Raw genomic sequence first — 15,238 nt, 5'->3', positions numbered from 1 at the left:
CACCATTCGGCTGAAGAAGCCGAACGGTCCCCCTTCCTGTGCCGGGGAGGATCAGGTGGGCCAGCCGCCGGTCTGGCGTAGCGCTTCCGCTGCGACGATCCCCGTCGCGACCGAAATATTCATCGAGCGCATCCCCGCCCGCATCGGGATCAATACGCGCATGTCCGCTACCGCGTGCACTTCATCCGGCACCCCGGCCCCTTCGCTGCCCATCAGCAGCACGTCGTCCGCCGCGAAGGTCGCGGCATCCAGCCGCACCGCCCCCTTTGTCGTCAGCAGCACGATCCGCCCGGTCACCTGCGCCAGGAACGCATCCCAATCCATATGCCGCACGACATCGACCTGCCCGACATAATCCATGCCCGAGCGCGCCAGCGCCTTGTCGCTCCAGGTGAATCCCATCGGTTCGATCAGATCGACGCCGAGCCCCAGGCACGCGGCGGTGCGTAGGATCGCGCCGACATTGCCGGCGATATCGGGTTGGTAGAGAGCGATGCGCATTTGCGAGCCCTTCGCATGTAGAACGCCGCCTGCGCAACCACCCGAAAATGCAGTTGGCAAAGCGGTGCCGCCGCGTCTATCAGGCCGCCAGTCTCCGCGGGAACGGAGGATAGGGGAAGCGTATCTTGTACGTTGCGGATGCTGCCCCCCGGAATGGTCGCCGGCTAAGTTGCAAGGGCAAGTGAATGGCAAGTATCGATACCGCTGTCCCACCCGGTGAGGACCCGGCGCCGTACCACGAGGAGGTCGCCGACCCCCGTCGGCGCGACTTCATCAACATCGCCGCCGTCGCCTTTGCCGGTGTCGGCGCGGGCGTGGTGGTGCTGCCGCTGGTCAACCAGATGAACCCCAGCGCCGACGTGCTGGCGCAGGCGACGACCGAGATCGATCTGTCCAAGATCGCCGCGGGCCAGGCGATCAAGACCAGTTTCCGCAAGCAGCCCTTGTTCGTGCGCAACCTGACCCCGGCCGAGATCGCCGCGGCCGATGCGGTGCCGCTGAGCGAACTGCGCGATCCGCAGTCGCTGGAGGAGCGCACTAAGGGCAAGAAGAATTGGCTGATCACGATGGGCGTGTGCACCCATCTCGGCTGCGTGCCGCTGGGCGCCGGCGAGGGTGAGAACAAAGGCCCGTTCGGCGGCTATTTCTGCCCGTGCCACGGCTCGGCCTACGATACTGCCGCGCGCATCCGCAAAGGCCCGGCGCCGACCAATCTGGTCGTGCCCGATTACGCCTTCTCGTCAGACACGACCGTGACCGTCGGTTGAGGATCCAGATATGAGCTTTCCCTGGGCCAAGCAGTATCAGCCGCAAAATTCGCTGATGAAATGGGTGGACGAGCGTCTGCCCGTCCCCCGTCTCGTCTACAACGCGGTCGGCGCCGGCTATCCGGTGCCGCGCAACCTCAACTATTTCTGGAACTTCGGCGTGCTCGCCGGGGCCGCTTTGGGCATCCAGATCATCACCGGCATCGTGCTGGCGATGCATTATGCGGCGAACGGCGCGATCGCGTTCGATTCGGTCGAGCATATCATGCGCGACGTCAACGCCGGCTGGCTGCTGCGCTATGCGCACGCCAACGGCGCCTCGATGTTCTTCATCGTCGTCTATCTGCACATCTTCCGCGGGCTCTATTACGGCTCGTACAAGGCGCCGCGCGAGATGGTGTGGCTGCTCGGCGTGGTCATCTTCCTGCTCATGATGGCCACTGCCTTCATGGGTTATGTGCTCCCCTGGGGGCAGATGAGCTTCTGGGGTGCGCAGGTCATCACCGGTTTCTTCTCGGCGATACCCGGCGTCGGCGAAACGATCCGCGTGTGGCTGCTCGGCGGCTATGCGCCGGACGATGCCGCGCTCAACCGCTTCTTCTCGCTGCATTACCTGCTGCCGTTCGTGATCGCCGGCGTGATCATCCTGCACATCTGGGCACTGCACATTCCGGGGTCGAACAACCCAACCGGCGTGGAAGTGAAGGGCGAGCAGGATACCGTGCCGTTCCATCCTTACTATACGGCGAAGGACGGCTTCGGGCTCGGCATCTTCCTGATCGTGTTCGCGGTGCTGCTGTTCTTCTACCCGAACTATCTCGGCCACCCGGACAATTACATCCCGGCCAACCCGCTCTCGACGCCCGCGCACATCGTGCCGGAATGGTATTTCTGGCCGTTCTACGCGATCCTGCGCGCCTTCACGGTCGATTTCATCCTGCCCGCCAAGCTGTGGGGCGTGCTCGCGATGTTCGGATCGATCCTGCTGCTGTTCTTCCTGCCCTGGCTGGATAGCTCCCCGGTGCGTTCGAACAACTATCGCCCGAAGGCGCGGATCGCGTTCTGGGTGCTGGTCGCCGACGTGCTGATCCTCGGCTATTGCGGCGGTTCGGCGGCGGATCCGGTGTACGTGATCCTCAGCCAGATCTGCGGCGCCTATTATTTCGCCCATTTCCTGATCATCCTGCCGATGATCTCGCGCTCCGAGCGGCCGACGCCATTGCCCAATTCGATCACCGAGGCGGTGCTGGCGAAGCATGGCGGGACCAGCCCGGCGCACACCGCGCTGACGCCGGCCGCGTCGTCGTAAGCGAACAAGAGGGATATCGACATGGTTCGCTTCATCGCATTGCTCGTCGGGCTCGCCTTTGCGGGCGTCCTGGCGCTCGCCCTGTTCGGCACCGTCTCCGGGCTGATCACCGATCCGCCCGCGGCGACCGCCGAGCATGAATTCCACAAGCACCCCAAGGAACTCGCGCTGGCGAGCGACGGCCCGTTCGGCAAGTTCGACAACCGTCAGGTCCAGCGCGGGCTGCAGGTCTACAAGGAAGTCTGCGCCGCCTGCCATTCGCTGCGTCTGGTGGCGTTCCGCGACCTCAAGGAAATCGGCTATAGCGACGCGCAGGTGAAGGCGTTCGCGGCGAGCTACGACAATATCCCGTCGATCAACCCGGATACGGGCGAAGTCGCGACCCGCAAGGGCCTGGCCTCGGATCGCTTCCCGTCGCCGTTCCCCAACGACATCGCCGCGCGTGCCGCCAACAACAATGCGCTGCCGCCTGATCTGTCGCTGATGACCAAGGCGCGGCATGATGGCGCGGCCTATCTCTATTCGCTGCTGACCGGTTATCAGAACCAGCCGGCCGAGCTGATCAAGCACTTCCCGGATTCGAAGACGCCGGCGGGGCTGCACTACAATCCCTATTTCGCCAACCTCAACATCGCGATGCCGCCGCCGCTCACCACCGAGGGGCAGGTGACCTATCTCGACGGCACCAAGCCGACGGTCGATCAGATGGCCAAGGACGTCTCGGCGTTCCTCGTCTGGACCGCCGAGCCCAAGCTGCAGGCACGCCACGGCGCCGGCTTCGCGACGGTCCTGTTCCTGCTGATCTTCAGCTTCCTGGCCTATGGTGCGTATCGCAACGTGTGGCGGAACATGAAGCACTAAGCGCCGGCCGACCACGCGGCACGGCCGCGGCGGGGATCACATCATCGGGGGGCGGAACGAATATGTTCCGCCCCCCGTTTTGTTTCCGTCAGCGGCGCTTTCGGCAGGCCGCTCTCCGTGTTCGGGAGTTTGGAAGATGGCGTTTTCGAAAATAAAGCTGGCTGCACTCGGCCTGGTCGCGGCGATCGGGCTCGGCGGGTGCACCGACGGCTATGGCTATAGCGGCGTCTCGGTCGGCTACGGCGCAAGCGGCTACGGCTATGACGATTACGGTTATGGCGGCGGCTATGGCGGCGGTTACGGCGGCGGTTATTACGACAGCGGCTATGGCGGGTTCGGCAACAGCTATTACGGCTGGTTCGGCGACTATTATTATCCCGGCACCGGCTATTACGTCTATGATCGCTACCGTCGCCCGCATCGCTGGAACGATCGTCAGCGGCGCTATTGGGAGGGCCGTCGCGGCAATGGTCGCCCCAATGGCAGCTGGCAGGGCGGGCGCCCGGGGCGTGACGGCCAGCCGGGCTATGGCCAGGGCCGTCCGGGGGGTGATGGGCAGACGGGCTACGGCCAGGGCCGTCCGCCGCGCGACGGGCAGGCCGGGCGCCCGGGCCGCGGCCCGGATCGTGCCAACTGGCAGGGCTTCAGCCGCGATCCGCGCCAGGGACAGGGCTTCCAGGGCAATCGCGGCGAGCGCCCGGCATTCCAGCCCGGCACCCGGCCGAACCCAACCTATCAGCCGCAGGCGCGGCCGGAGCGCGGCGGCGATCGCCAGTTCAGCCGGCCGCAAGCCGGGCAGAATCGCGGCACGGTCCGCAGCGGCGGTCGCGGTGGCGAGCGCCGCGGAAGCCGCCCGCAATAAGTCTCCTGCTGTCCCCGGCGCCCGGCCGGGGACGGCGCTTATTGCGGCCGTGTGCTGACCAGGCCGATCGAGACGAAGGTCAGCACCGCGACGTCGTCCTGATTGAACACCGTCATCTTCGAACGATAGCTGCCCATCTCCGGCCGACTCTGCGACGCGCGCTTGTCGAGCACCTCGGTCTCGCAGCGCAGCGTGTCGCCCGGAAAGACCGGCTTCAGCCAGCGCAGCTCGTCGATTCCGGGCGATCCCAGCCCGGCCTGCTGGTTGGCCTTCAGGTTGGCGACAACCATCGACATCACCATCCCGCAGGTATGCCAGCCGCTGGCCGACAGGCGCCCGAAATGCGTCCTGGCTGCGGCTTCATCGGACAGGTGGAACGGCTGCGGATCGAACTTCTCGGCATAGGCGATCACTTCGTCGCGCGTGACCGCATAGCTGCCGAAGCTCTGTGTCGATCCGACTTCGATATCCTCGAAATATTGCACCAGCCGCTCCTATTTCCTGACCGCGTTCCAGGTCTTCAGGCTGCCATCCGTGGCACCCGGCGCGATGCCGAGCAAGGCCGCGAGCATCGGCTGCACGTCGACATTGTCGAACGCCGGGATCGTGCGGTGCGTGGCGAAGGCGGGGCCGTGCGCGATGAACAGAGCGGTCATGTCGTCGGCCATATTGTCATAGCCGTGATTGCCGCCGCTGGAGGTCTTGGTCGGCGCGGTCGGGGCGATCGTCCAGCCGGTCTCGGCGAGGCACAGATAGGGCGGCACGCGGGGATTCCAGCCATAGGCGAAGCGCGCGGGAATCTCCGCCTTGCGCCAGCAGGTCATATGCTCGTGCCTGGCCAGCAGCGCCCGCTCCAGCGCGCGTTCATGGCCCGGCGTCGCGACGAGCGTGGCATAGGGGCCGCTCTCGACGATGCGATACTCCGCCGGCGGCGCGATGCGGTCGAGCGCGATCACGCGGTCGCTGCTCGTCGCCGCCATGCCGTGATCGGCGACGATGACGAGATTGGCCGGCTGGCCGAGCGCGGCCAGGCCGCTCGTGAGCTCGCCGATCCGCGCGTCGACATCGCCGACCGCCGCGGTGGTGCGCGCATCGCCCGGCCCGAAATGGTGCCCGGCGGTATCGACCGTGTCGAAATAGACCGTGACGAAGGCCGGGCGGATCGCCGCCGGGCGGCGCAGCCAGTCGAGCACGGCATTCACGCGTTGCGGGTTCGACACCGCCTGGTTGAACTGCTGCCAGTCGTCGGGCCGCGTGCCGCCGCTGATGTCGTTCGGCCATTGCTCTGCCCGCGTCCCGCCGATCGCGACGTTCGATCCCGGCCAGAACATCGTCGCGGTGCGAATCCCCGCCTTGTCCGCGGTGATCCAGATCGGCTCGGCCGCGTTCCACCAGAACGGATCGTCGCTCGCCATGGTGAATTTCTCGCCCGGTCGGCGCGCATCCTCCATGTTGTTGGCGACGATCCCGTTGCGATCGGGCCGCAGCCCGGTGACCAGCGTATAATGATTGGGAAAGGTCTTGGAGGGAAAGCTCGGGTGCATCGGCCCGGTCACGCCTTCGCCCGCCAGCCGCGACAGATTCGGCGTCACGCCGCGGTCGAGATAATCGGGGCGGAAGCCGTCGATCGAGATTAGGACGGTGACGGGCGCGCGGGTTTCCTGCGGTGCGGCCGGGGCGATCGGCGGGGGCGGGGCCGGCGCCGTGGCACAGGCCGATAGCGCGAGCGCCGCCAAGAACGCCGTCATCCCGGACTTGGTCCGGGATCCAACCATCCTCTTGGCGCGAACTTCTGTGAGCATGCGGCGAGCCTTCACCAAGGATAGAGTTGGATCCCGGATCAAGTCCGGGATGACGGTCGGGAGAAGGCGCTATTGCCCCAGCATCAGCTTCGCGAACAGCGTGAAACTCACCGGCATCTTGCCATAGGCCGCATCCAGCGCGTCGGGCAGCAGATAGGTGCCAACCGCACCGCCGACCGCCAGCCCGACCGGCCCGGCGACCGGCAGGCGATAGGCATAACCGCCCTCCAGCTTGGTCACGCGGAAGCGGCGATCGTGCAGCGGATCGTCCTCGTCGGGAAACAGCTCGTCATTGGCGACATTCTCGACCCGCCCGAACACACTGTGGTGCGCGCTCAGATCGTAATTCGCCTCGCCCAGCCACGCGGTCAGCGTCCGCCCCGGCCCCTTGTCCTTGTTCGAAAAGGCGAAGGTCGTGGTCAGCGGGCCGGTGGCGTAATGTACGCTCGCGGTGGTGCGCCGCTCGTTGCTGTCGGGCTCCAGTTCCTCGGGCGATTTGAGCCAGCCATAGCTCGCCTGCACCGCCCAGGCGGAGGAGGGCGTCCAGGTGCCGCGCACGCTCCACGAATCGAGTTTCGGTGTCTCGATCCCCCAGCGATGCTCGTCCGGCTCGCGCCCACGGAACGCCGAGGCCTCGAGCTGGAAGCGCGGTGCCGAGATGCCCGCCGTGACCACGCCATAGGTGATGTGCGTGCTGTCGAACCAATGGTGCGTGATCGGCGAGAGCGGCTGATATTGCGCCGATTTGCGGTGCATGAACGCCGACGGCCCGAGCGCCGGTTCGCCGACCGGCCCGCCATAGAGGAACACGCTGGTGTCGGGCGCGACATCCATATCGATCCGGCCGGACAATTCCATGAACAGATCGTGCGGATGCTGGCGATCGATCAGCGGGCGTCCGTTCGCCGCCTCGCCGGTGGCGAGCAAATTGGGATAGCCGCGCGCGCCCATCAGCGGCTCCAGGCTCAGCATCGTCTGCAGCTGCAGCCGCGCGCCATCGCCCAGCGGGCGCTGCGCGGTGATCATGCCCATCGACTGGACGAACGCCATGTCGTCGCCGCGCGGGCCGCCCTGATCGGTATAGGCGCCCCACACATAGCCGTGCAGCATCAGCATCCAGTCGCCGGGATGCAGCATCACCCCGCGCATCATCCCCTCGTTTGAGGGCAGGCGCGACGTTCCGGAGCCGGCGGCATAGCCGGTCCGCCCCATCATCATGTTCATATCCATGCCGGGCATGGCGGCCATGTCATGCCCCATCGCGGCATGATCCATTTCCCCCGCTTCCGTCGCCGGCGCAGGCCGGGGCCCAGTCGGCAAGGCGGTCGTTGGCGCGTGCTGCGCGTGGTCACCGCCGTCTCCCGACTGGGCCCCGGCGTCCGCCGGGGTGGTAAGGGGCGGGGCAGCGTCAGGCATATGCCCATGCTCCATGGCCTGCGCCAGCACGGGCACGGGACACGCCATCGCGGCGCCGGCCGCGAGCAGGTATCTTTTCATCATCAAATCTTTCGTCGAACGCATGAGGAAGCGGAGGCGCGGGGCCTCCGGTCGATCACGCGTCCAGACGCGGCGGCGGGGTGGCCGGCGGCGAGATCCGCCCGCGATCGAAGCGCACCAGGGCGCGGGCCGGTGGCACGGCCACTCGCGGCAGCGGCGCGGCAAGACCCGCGCGCAGCAACGTCGCCGGCGGGATGCAGCCCATGCACGCATGTACGGCCACCGCCTTGCGCTCATGCTCCTCGGGCGCCGCCGGCATGGCATGCGGCATCGCCATCCCGGCCATGCCGGTCGATCCGTCATGGCACGGCGCCGCCGCCATCGCGGGCAGGGCGAGGCAGGCGAGCAGCAGCACGAGGATCAGGCGCGCGATCATGGCCGGGGCTTAGCCGTTGTCCGCGGCCACAGGAACCCCACCGATCCCAGCAGCAGCCCGAGGAAGCCGCTCTGCGCGACCAGGGCCGGCGCGAAGTCGGTCAGCCCGAGCCCCGCCCAGGCATAGGAATTGGCCGCCACGTCGCCCAGCATGATCGCCAGCCCGAGCCCCAGCGCCCAGCGCCGCCGCCCGAGCGCCAGCAGCACCAGCACGGCGGCGTCGAGCGCGACCAGCGCATTCCAGAACAGGTTGAGCGCGGGCGGGCCGAACGTGTACGGCGCCCAGCCGAACCACCAGAAATCCAGCGCATGGGTGATGAAGCCGATCGCGAAGCCCAGCGCGATCACGCCGAGCAGCAGGCGGTCGATCGGCCGCGTCATGTCAGCTGTGCAGGAAGTGCATGACGTCGCCGTCCTGCACGACATAGGTCTTGCCCTCGGCGCGCAGCTTGCCCGCCTCGCGTGCCTTGGATTCCCCGCCCAATGCGACGAAATCGTCGAACGCGATCGTCTCGGCGCGGATGAAGCCCTTTTCGAAATCGCTGTGGATCTCGCCCGCCGCCATCGGCGCGGTGGCGCCGACATGCGTCGTCCAGGCGCGCGTTTCCTTGGGGCCGACGGTGAAGAAGGTGAGCAGCTGGAGCAGCGAATAGCCCGCCGTGATCACGCGTGCGAGCCCGGTCTCCTCCAGCCCCAGCTCGCCGAGGAATTCGCCGCGCTCGTCCGGCGCCATCGTCGCGATCTCGGCCTCGATCGCGGCCGAGACGACCACTGCCTGCGCGCCCTCGGCCTTGGCCTTCTCGAACACCTTGGCCGACAGCGCATTGCCGTTGGCGGCATCGCCCTCGTCCACGTTGCACACGTACAGCACCGGCTTGGCGGTGAGCAGTTGCGCCTGCGCGAACACGCGCGCCTCGTCTTCGTCCTTGGGTACGGTCAGCCGCGCGGGCTTGCCGTCGCGCAGCAGGTCCAGCGCCTGGCCCAGCACCGAGGCAGCGATCTTGGCCTCCTTGTCGCCCTGCGTCGCCTTCTTGGCCGCCGCCGGCACGCGCTTCTCGAGCGATTCGAGATCGGACAGCATCAGCTCGGTCTCGACCGTCTCGGCATCGGCGATCGGATCGACCTTGCCCTCGACATGCGTCACGTCGGTCTCGGTGAAGCAGCGCAGCACGTGCACGATCGCGTCGACTTCGCGGATATTGCCGAGGAACTGGTTGCCTAGGCCCTCGCCCTTGGAGGCACCGCGCACCAGCCCGGCAATGTCGACAAAGCCCAGCTGCGTTTCGATGATCTTCTGCGATCCGGCGATCGTCGCCAACTGCTGCAGCCGCGGATCGGGCACCGCGACATTGCCGACGTTCGGCTCGATCGTGCAGAACGGATAATTCGCCGCCTGCGCCGCCGCGGTCTCGGTCAGCGCATTGAACAGGGTCGATTTGCCGACATTCGGCAGCCCAACGATACCACAACGGAAACCCATCTCACACGCCTTGCCATCAAAAGGAAAAGCCGGCGGCGCCGGCGACATGGCGCGCGGGATAGAGCGTTCGGCGCGCTATTGCCAGCCGTGTCAGCCCGGCATCACCATGCGCAGCACCGGCCGTGCAACCGGGCCGCCCTCGGCGCGCTCGTCGTGCAGCGTGGCAAGCGCCTGATGGGCTTTGGCGATGCCCGGATCGGTGCAGCGTTCGGCCAGCGCGCGCTGCATCGCTGCACGCCGCGCGTGATACGTCTTGTCGTCCTCCGGCATCGAACCGTCCCTGTTTGCCCATGCGTTCGAACGCAGGCCTATCACCGCGGGCCGGTGCCGTGCATGATCTCGCTCAGTCGTGCGCGCTGCGGCTCTCGCCGCTCCAGGTCGAGACGCCATTGGTCAGATGCAGGTAATTGGCGGTGAAATCGCCCACACTGCGCAATTCGCGCCAGTTCGCCACGGTCACCGAGCGCTTGTTGCGCGTGATCAGCCCGTCCAGTTCCAGCGTCTTGAGCGTGCGGTTGACGTGCACCGCGGTCAGCCCCAGCGTGTCGCCCAGTTGCTCCTGCGTCATCGGCAGGTCGAAGGTCTCGCGCGGCCCCAGGCCAGCGGCCTCGCGCCGCACCGCCATCTCGCACAGCATGTGCGCGGTGCGCGCGCGGGCATCGCGCCGGCCGACATTGGCGACCCATTCGCGCATGATCGCCGCCTCGACCAAAGTCTCGCGCCACAAGGCCTTGGTGATCGCCGGATGCGCCATGGCAACCGCCAGCAGGTCGTCGATCGGGACCATCAGCATCACCGTATCGGTCAGCGCCTGGATATTGTGATCGGATTGTTCGAGCAGGATATTTTGCGCGTCGACGAAGTCGCCCGGCACATGGACGGAGACGATCTGGCGCCCGCCATCGCCGACGATCTTGTGACGATAGACGAAGCCGCTCTTCAGATACGAACAGACTTTCGGCCGGTCGCCTTCGCGCAGCAGATACTGGCCGGGATCGAATTCGCGCTGCGTCAGCGGCAATTTGCTCAGCGCGTCGAGATCGGAAGAGGTGAGCACGCCGCGGGCGCCCAGCCGCTGTCCGAGCCAGTTGGTATTGTTGTCGACCACGATCTTCCTCTCAGGGGCGGAAGAGTCGGCTGGCTCCCTCGCGGGGCCGGTCTATTCCGTGAGGGTTCTGGCCTAAATCATGTCACTGGCGGGGTCGTTGATCTGGACCAAATCGCCGCGCCATAACATTTGTTACAATCGCCATATCGCCGGTCAGATACTGACGGATACGGCTTGGGAAAAAGGGATTCGGCGGCTCGCACCACCGTCGCCGACAATCTCGATCGAACGATCAAGATCGAACTTGCCGTTCTCGAGTATCTCCAATGATAACATGCTTCTGATCTGGCGGATAGCGTCGATTGCGGCGGCATCCATATCGCTGAACGCCATGCCTTCCAGGTCTTCCGTCACTCTGCCCTGTTCGACGAGACAAAGGTAAAATCGCTGCATGATGTGTCCCACGGGCGCGAACGCGTCGGGCACCCGCGCGATGGGCGGTGACGATCGACCCGCCAATCGTGAACAAACGCATGTTGGGAATATTTGTTGCAATCCCGGGCCGCAACCCAAGTCGTCAATGGTGAACGACAGAGCCTTGCTCCTCGATCATTTCGAGGCGCACGGTGAATAGCGGCATGCCCCCGTCGTCGGTCACCTCGACGCGGAAATCCCGCCCGTCGTTGATGATCGCGGGATTGTCGCGCAGATATTCGCCCGCGAAGACGATCGCCTCGACCCGCGCGGCGGCAATATCGCAGAGTTCGGTGCCCTCGATATCCGGCTCCCGCACATGATCGGCGAGATTGAAGTGAAACAGGGGCATGGTGCACTCCTAACCGTATCAGGCATGCAACATTGGGCCGATCGGGCCACCTCGGCCATAAACTCGATCAACGACCCGCGGTGTGATCGCGAATGGTTCAGCGATAGTTGAAGCTGATGCTGATCCGGTCCTCGCGCGCATTGCCGGCCGGCACTTCGTGCCGCAGCCAGCTCTCCCATAGCAGCACCGTGCCTGCGGCCGGCGCGACATAGACGAAACGCTGCGCGTCTTCCGGCGCGTCGGCAAGCGGCGTCGGCGCCGCCATCATCAGTGGCAGTCGCGGATCCTCCAGCTTGAGCCCGCCGGCACCTTCCGGCACCGTGACATAGATCGTGCCGGAGACGACCGAATGCGGGTGGATATGCCCGCTATGCGTGCCCTTGGGCTTGAGGACGTTGACCCACAGGCTGTCGAGCTTCAGCTTCCGCCCGCCGAGATCGAACGCGCAGTCCTTCGCAAAGGCGGCGACATGCTTGTTGAGCAGCCGCACCAGATTGCCGAACGCCGGGTCGCGGTACGGCAGGTCGTCGAGCGAGGCATAGGAGGTATAGCCGCGATAGCCGTGCTGTTTGGACCAGGCACGCCCGGCCAGATCCTCCTCGCTCAACGCGCGGCACGAGCGGTCGAGATCGGCGAGCAAGGTGTCGTCGGCGAGCTGGCCCTCATAGAGGCGCGTGGCGAAAAGCGATCGGCTGGTCATCGCCCGTCCCAAGCACGGCGGCGCGCCCGGTTCAACCACAACCCGCCCGGAAGCCCCCCGTCATCCCGACCATAGTCCGCGTCCGGCGCACCCATGGCCGATTGCCGCGCCGCGCGATGGGCCGGCGGATAGCCATTCAAACTGGCAGTCCGGGTGGTATCGGGGCCGGCTTTAGATGCCCTCAATGCACCCGATGATGCGCCCGCGCGCGCTCCTCTACCGTGAACAGGGAGGTCTGGCGGGTAAGCAACTCGACTTCGGCATTCAGCGTCCGCGCCGCGGCCGATGTCTGTTCGACCATCGCGGCATTCTGCTGCGTGGAGTGCTCCATGCTACCGACGGCGGCGGTGATCTCGGTAATGGTCGCCGATTGCGCGAGATTGTCTGTCACCATTCCAGTCAGGCGCGTGTGAACTTCATCCACGTTCGCGGTGATGGCGACGAACGCCGAATCCACCTTCTCGACCGCCTGAACCGCGGTGATGATGTCGGTCTGGGTCAGCATCAGCTGGTCACGCGCGCGTTTTGCTTCCTCCTCGGCGCGCATGGCGAGCGCGCTGACGAGGTCGGCGACGACCGCAAAGCCCCGGCCGGCCTCTCCGGCCCGCCCGGCCTCGACCGCTGCGTTCATCGCGAGCACGCGGGTCTGGAACGCGATCTTGTCGAGCCCCTCGATCACGTCGTCGATGCCCTTTGCGCTATCCGACACGCGATGCATCGCCTGCATGGCCTCGCCGGCGGTTTCGCGTCCGCCGCGCACCGCGTTGATTGCCTGGTCGGCACGCTCGACCGTCTGCCCGGCGGAGTCGGTGCTCGCTTTGATGCGATGGTCGATCTGTATCAGGGCGGCCGAAGACTGTTCGATGCTGGCGGCGTTGCTTTCGGTGCGCCGGGCCAGATCGTCCGACGCGTTGGAAATCTCTCCGGAGCCGGCCCGGATCGCCGCGGCGCTCGCGCCGACCGCGCCGATCGTCGACCGCATCTTCTCGAGCGTTTCATTGTAGCTCTGCTCGAGTTTGACGAAGCTTGCGGGAAGACCGTGCAGTTCCTCGGTCAGATTGCCCATGGCCAGGCTGGACAGCGCGCCTTCCAGCGCGGCGATCCCGGCATCGCGCTCGACCTGCGCCTCTTCGAAATAGATCGATACCGACAGTTCCATGTCCAGCAGCGCCGCTTTGACGAGCGCGACGCTGACCGACCTGGGGTCGGGCGCACGAAACATCGTCAGCATCCTGCGCCAGGGCGACAGCGCCTTGTGGACGGCTTCGATCAGATGCTCGATGACGAGCGCATAGCCGCCGATATACCAGCGCGGTTCCAGCCCGATACGGGCGTGGACCGATCCGATCCGCCGGACGCTCGAGTAGAATTCGTCGTCGAAATCGCCGTTGAGAATGCGGTTCCAATGCGCTTCCTGGGCGGCCTTGGCCCTGGCCATATGCGCTTCGTCGCGGAAGAAGGCGGATGTTTCGGCGGTGGCGCGGGCCGAACTGTAGAACCGGTCGAGCGCGCCGCTGAGCAAGGTCGACACTAGGGGCAGCGCCCTGGACAGGGTCGAACGCTGCCGCTGATCCATGCCCATGAAGGTCAGGCGCTCGGTGACGGCTTTATTCGACATGGCAATCCTTTGGTCGCGAAAGGCCACATGCAAGGTGGCGGCTTTCTGCCAATTTAGGATCAAGTGCGGCGCGCCGGTCGCACGCGCGCGGATTGTGCCGAAAATCGTCGACAGCATCCCATGGGCAGCTCTAGCCAGCCAGGCGTACCGCCACGTCGCTCATGAAGCGCCCGTCGTCCCCCGCCGCCAGCCACGGCGCCTCGGCCGCCACCGCGCCGAGCAGCTCGGCCAGCGCGTCCATCTCGGCCTTGGCGTAATTGCCCAGCACATAGCCGTGCACGCGGTCCTTGTGCCCGGGATGGCCGATGCCGAGCCGCACGCGGCGGAAGTCCGGCCCCAGATGCTGGTCGATCGAACGCAGCCCGTTATGCCCCGCAGTGCCGCCGCCGGTCTTCACCTTGACCTTGAACGGCGCGAGATCGAGCTCGTCGTGGAACACGGTCAGCGCGTCGGTGCCCAATTTGTAGAAGCGCAGTGCCTCGCCGACGCTGCGGCCGCTTTCGTTCATGAACGTCGCGGGCTTGAGCAGCAGGATCTTCGCCGTGCCGACCCGGCCTTCCTGCGTCCAGCCCAGGAACTGCTTCTTGGGCGGTGAAAAGTCGTACAGATCGGCGATCGTGTCGGCGACCATGAAGCCGACATTGTGCCGGTTGAGCGCATAGCTCGCACCGGGATTTCCGAGACCGACCCAAAGTTGCATGCCGTGTTATCGCCCGTCTGGATGAAAAAGGGCAGCGGAAACGGAGTATCCGTCGCCGCTGCCCTTGATCGCTTTGGTGAGACGCGAGCTTATTCGCTCTTGTCGTCGCCTTCGGCCGCATCGCCCTCGGCGGCGTCGCCTTCGCCTTCGGCCTCGGCTGCTGCCTCGGCGTTGGATTCGGCCACGGCGGCATCCAGCTCTTCGTCCTCAACCGTCGGCACGGTCGGCGGCACGATCGTCGCGATGGTGAAGTCGCGGTCGGTGATCGCCGGCGTCACGCCCTTGGGCAGGGAAACGTCGCTGATATGGATCGAATCGCCGATCTCGCGGCCCTTCAGCGAGATGGTAATCTCGCCCGGGATCGCGGACGCGTCGCAGACCAGCTCGATCTCGTGCTTGACGATGTTGAGCACGCCATTGCCCTTGGTCAGGCCATGCGATTCTTCCTCATCGGTGAACACGACGGGCACCGAGACGTGCACGGTGGTGTGCTCGCCGATGCGCAGGAAATCGACATGCATCGGGCGATCGGTGACGGGGTGGAACGCGACGTCCTTGGGCAGCGTCAGCGTCGTCGTGCCGCCGGCCAACTCGACCGATACGGTGGAATTCATGAAATGCCCGGTCATCAAAGCGCGCATCAGCGCCTTTTCCTCGAGGTGAATCGAGACGGGGTCTTGCTTGTTGCCGTAGATCACGGCGGGTACGCGGCCTTCGCGGCGCAACAAACGGGAGGCTCCCTTGCCAACCAGTTCGCGCGTCTCGGCTGCGAGCGTCAATTGTTCGCTCATGCTATTGCTCCGAAATGCAGGTTCAATCTCGCGCCAAGCCTCCAGGGATGACCCTGACGCGAAGCGCGCGGCTATAGGCGAAAGGGCGGCTGGTGGCAATG

Annotated in this window: 19 protein-coding genes; 4 read left to right on the top strand and 15 right to left on the bottom strand. The window is 65.9% G+C overall.

What is annotated here, in order from left to right; genetic code table 11:
- Positions 1-51 precede the first annotated feature (51 nt).
- Positions 52-501 carry a tRNA (cytidine(34)-2'-O)-methyltransferase gene (locus tag NV401_RS11070; protein ID WP_261294486.1) on the bottom strand — a complete coding sequence of 150 codons (450 nt, stop codon included), beginning with the start codon at positions 499-501 and terminating at the stop codon, positions 52-54.
- 185 nt (positions 502-686) lie between these two features.
- On the opposite strand from NV401_RS11070, the gene petA reads away from it, so the two are divergent.
- The 4 genes from petA (at position 687) to NV401_RS11050 (ending at position 4,300) form a co-directional block, all read left to right on the top strand.
- Positions 687-1,268, top strand: coding sequence for a ubiquinol-cytochrome c reductase iron-sulfur subunit (gene petA, locus NV401_RS11065; RefSeq protein WP_261294485.1), 582 nt, complete (start codon positions 687-689; stop codon positions 1,266-1,268).
- Positions 1,269-1,278: 10 nt separating this feature from the next.
- Positions 1,279-2,577 carry a cytochrome b gene (locus tag NV401_RS11060; protein ID WP_261294484.1) on the top strand — a complete coding sequence of 433 codons (1,299 nt, stop codon included), beginning with the start codon at positions 1,279-1,281 and terminating at the stop codon, positions 2,575-2,577.
- A gap of 21 nt (positions 2,578-2,598) precedes the next feature.
- Entirely contained in the window at positions 2,599-3,438 is an 840-nt protein-coding gene (locus NV401_RS11055) for a cytochrome c1 (protein ID WP_261294483.1), read from the top strand.
- A gap of 136 nt (positions 3,439-3,574) precedes the next feature.
- Positions 3,575-4,300: a hypothetical protein gene (locus NV401_RS11050; RefSeq protein WP_261294482.1), complete on the top strand. Its 726-nt coding sequence runs from the start codon at positions 3,575-3,577 to the stop codon at positions 4,298-4,300.
- Between the two features lie 38 nt (positions 4,301-4,338).
- On the opposite strand, the gene NV401_RS11045 is transcribed toward NV401_RS11050, so the two are convergent.
- From NV401_RS11045 to NV401_RS10980, 14 genes are all read right to left on the bottom strand, one after another.
- Positions 4,339-4,785, bottom strand: coding sequence for a MaoC family dehydratase (locus NV401_RS11045; protein ID WP_261294481.1), 447 nt, complete (start codon positions 4,783-4,785; stop codon positions 4,339-4,341).
- 9 nt (positions 4,786-4,794) lie between these two features.
- On the bottom strand, positions 4,795-6,048 hold the full coding sequence (locus tag NV401_RS11040) for an alkaline phosphatase family protein (protein ID WP_261294480.1): 1,254 nt from the start codon (positions 6,046-6,048) through the stop codon (positions 4,795-4,797).
- A gap of 123 nt (positions 6,049-6,171) precedes the next feature.
- A complete protein-coding gene (locus NV401_RS11035) occupies positions 6,172-7,377 on the bottom strand; it encodes a hypothetical protein (RefSeq protein ID WP_261294479.1) in 1,206 nt (401 codons plus the stop codon).
- Between the two features lie 277 nt (positions 7,378-7,654).
- On the bottom strand, positions 7,655-7,975 hold the full coding sequence (locus tag NV401_RS11030; RefSeq protein ID WP_261294478.1) for a hypothetical protein: 321 nt from the start codon (positions 7,973-7,975) through the stop codon (positions 7,655-7,657).
- Entirely contained in the window at positions 7,972-8,355 is a 384-nt protein-coding gene (locus NV401_RS11025) for a hypothetical protein (protein WP_261294477.1), read from the bottom strand. The genes NV401_RS11030 and NV401_RS11025 overlap by 4 nt, the downstream gene beginning before the upstream one ends.
- 1 nt (position 8,356) lies before the next feature.
- Positions 8,357-9,454: a redox-regulated ATPase YchF gene (ychF, locus tag NV401_RS11020; RefSeq protein ID WP_261294476.1), complete on the bottom strand. Its 1,098-nt coding sequence runs from the start codon at positions 9,452-9,454 to the stop codon at positions 8,357-8,359.
- Positions 9,455-9,544: 90 nt separating this feature from the next.
- On the bottom strand, positions 9,545-9,724 hold the full coding sequence (locus tag NV401_RS11015; protein ID WP_261294475.1) for a hypothetical protein: 180 nt from the start codon (positions 9,722-9,724) through the stop codon (positions 9,545-9,547).
- Between the two features lie 73 nt (positions 9,725-9,797).
- Positions 9,798-10,562 (bottom strand): Crp/Fnr family transcriptional regulator, encoded by a 765-nt coding sequence (locus NV401_RS11010; protein ID WP_261294474.1) that lies wholly within the window; start codon positions 10,560-10,562, stop codon positions 9,798-9,800.
- A gap of 153 nt (positions 10,563-10,715) precedes the next feature.
- Positions 10,716-10,955: a DUF6894 family protein gene (locus NV401_RS11005; RefSeq protein ID WP_380817403.1), complete on the bottom strand. Its 240-nt coding sequence runs from the start codon at positions 10,953-10,955 to the stop codon at positions 10,716-10,718.
- A gap of 124 nt (positions 10,956-11,079) precedes the next feature.
- The gene (locus NV401_RS11000) at positions 11,080-11,328 is read right to left on the bottom strand and encodes a DUF6894 family protein (protein ID WP_261294472.1); all 249 of its coding nucleotides are present in this window, start codon (positions 11,326-11,328) and stop codon (positions 11,080-11,082) included.
- Positions 11,329-11,425: 97 nt separating this feature from the next.
- Positions 11,426-12,028 (bottom strand): TIGR02466 family protein, encoded by a 603-nt coding sequence (locus NV401_RS10995; protein ID WP_261294471.1) that lies wholly within the window; start codon positions 12,026-12,028, stop codon positions 11,426-11,428.
- A gap of 181 nt (positions 12,029-12,209) precedes the next feature.
- Entirely contained in the window at positions 12,210-13,763 is a 1,554-nt protein-coding gene (locus tag NV401_RS10990) for a methyl-accepting chemotaxis protein (RefSeq protein ID WP_261294470.1), read from the bottom strand.
- 13 nt (positions 13,764-13,776) lie between these two features.
- Positions 13,777-14,346: an aminoacyl-tRNA hydrolase gene (gene pth, locus NV401_RS10985; RefSeq protein ID WP_261294469.1), complete on the bottom strand. Its 570-nt coding sequence runs from the start codon at positions 14,344-14,346 to the stop codon at positions 13,777-13,779.
- Between the two features lie 89 nt (positions 14,347-14,435).
- A complete protein-coding gene (locus NV401_RS10980; protein ID WP_261294468.1) occupies positions 14,436-15,137 on the bottom strand; it encodes a 50S ribosomal protein L25/general stress protein Ctc in 702 nt (233 codons plus the stop codon).
- Positions 15,138-15,238: the final 101 nt, after the last annotated feature.

The sequence above is a fragment of the Sphingomonas hylomeconis genome (genome assembly GCF_025370105.1).
Taxonomy (GTDB): Bacteria; Pseudomonadota; Alphaproteobacteria; order Sphingomonadales; family Sphingomonadaceae; genus Sphingomonas; species Sphingomonas hylomeconis.
The sequence above is the reverse complement of the archived record's forward strand: the minus strand, read 5'-3'. Positions and strand labels throughout refer to the sequence as shown.

What these genes read in the sequence shown, in the direction of transcription:
- NV401_RS11005 (WP_380817403.1), bottom strand. Translation starts at nt 10,955, where the DNA reads ATGCAGCGATTTTACCTTTGTCTCGTCGAACAGGGCAGAGTGACGGAA.
- NV401_RS11000 (WP_261294472.1), bottom strand. Translation starts at nt 11,328, where the DNA reads ATGCCCCTGTTTCACTTCAATCTCGCCGATCATGTGCGGGAGCCGGAT.
- NV401_RS10995 (WP_261294471.1), bottom strand. Translation starts at nt 12,028, where the DNA reads ATGACCAGCCGATCGCTTTTCGCCACGCGCCTCTATGAGGGCCAGCTC.
- NV401_RS10980 (WP_261294468.1), bottom strand. Translation starts at nt 15,137, where the DNA reads ATGAGCGAACAATTGACGCTCGCAGCCGAGACGCGCGAACTGGTTGGC.
- NV401_RS11015 (WP_261294475.1), bottom strand. Translation starts at nt 9,724, where the DNA reads ATGCCGGAGGACGACAAGACGTATCACGCGCGGCGTGCAGCGATGCAG.
- NV401_RS11025 (WP_261294477.1), bottom strand. Translation starts at nt 8,355, where the DNA reads ATGACGCGGCCGATCGACCGCCTGCTGCTCGGCGTGATCGCGCTGGGC.
- NV401_RS11035 (WP_261294479.1), bottom strand. Translation starts at nt 7,377, where the DNA reads ATGGATCATGCCGCGATGGGGCATGACATGGCCGCCATGCCCGGCATG.
- NV401_RS11030 (WP_261294478.1), bottom strand. Translation starts at nt 7,975, where the DNA reads ATGATCGCGCGCCTGATCCTCGTGCTGCTGCTCGCCTGCCTCGCCCTG.
- NV401_RS11050 (WP_261294482.1), top strand. Translation starts at nt 3,575, where the DNA reads ATGGCGTTTTCGAAAATAAAGCTGGCTGCACTCGGCCTGGTCGCGGCG.
- NV401_RS11055 (WP_261294483.1), top strand. Translation starts at nt 2,599, where the DNA reads ATGGTTCGCTTCATCGCATTGCTCGTCGGGCTCGCCTTTGCGGGCGTC.
- NV401_RS11060 (WP_261294484.1), top strand. Translation starts at nt 1,279, where the DNA reads ATGAGCTTTCCCTGGGCCAAGCAGTATCAGCCGCAAAATTCGCTGATG.
- petA (WP_261294485.1), top strand. Translation starts at nt 687, where the DNA reads ATGGCAAGTATCGATACCGCTGTCCCACCCGGTGAGGACCCGGCGCCG.
- NV401_RS11070 (WP_261294486.1), bottom strand. Translation starts at nt 501, where the DNA reads ATGCGCATCGCTCTCTACCAACCCGATATCGCCGGCAATGTCGGCGCG.
- NV401_RS10990 (WP_261294470.1), bottom strand. Translation starts at nt 13,763, where the DNA reads ATGCTGTCGACGATTTTCGGCACAATCCGCGCGCGTGCGACCGGCGCG.
- pth (WP_261294469.1), bottom strand. Translation starts at nt 14,346, where the DNA reads ATGCAACTTTGGGTCGGTCTCGGAAATCCCGGTGCGAGCTATGCGCTC.
- NV401_RS11040 (WP_261294480.1), bottom strand. Translation starts at nt 6,048, where the DNA reads ATGACGGCGTTCTTGGCGGCGCTCGCGCTATCGGCCTGTGCCACGGCG.
- ychF (WP_261294476.1), bottom strand. Translation starts at nt 9,454, where the DNA reads ATGGGTTTCCGTTGTGGTATCGTTGGGCTGCCGAATGTCGGCAAATCG.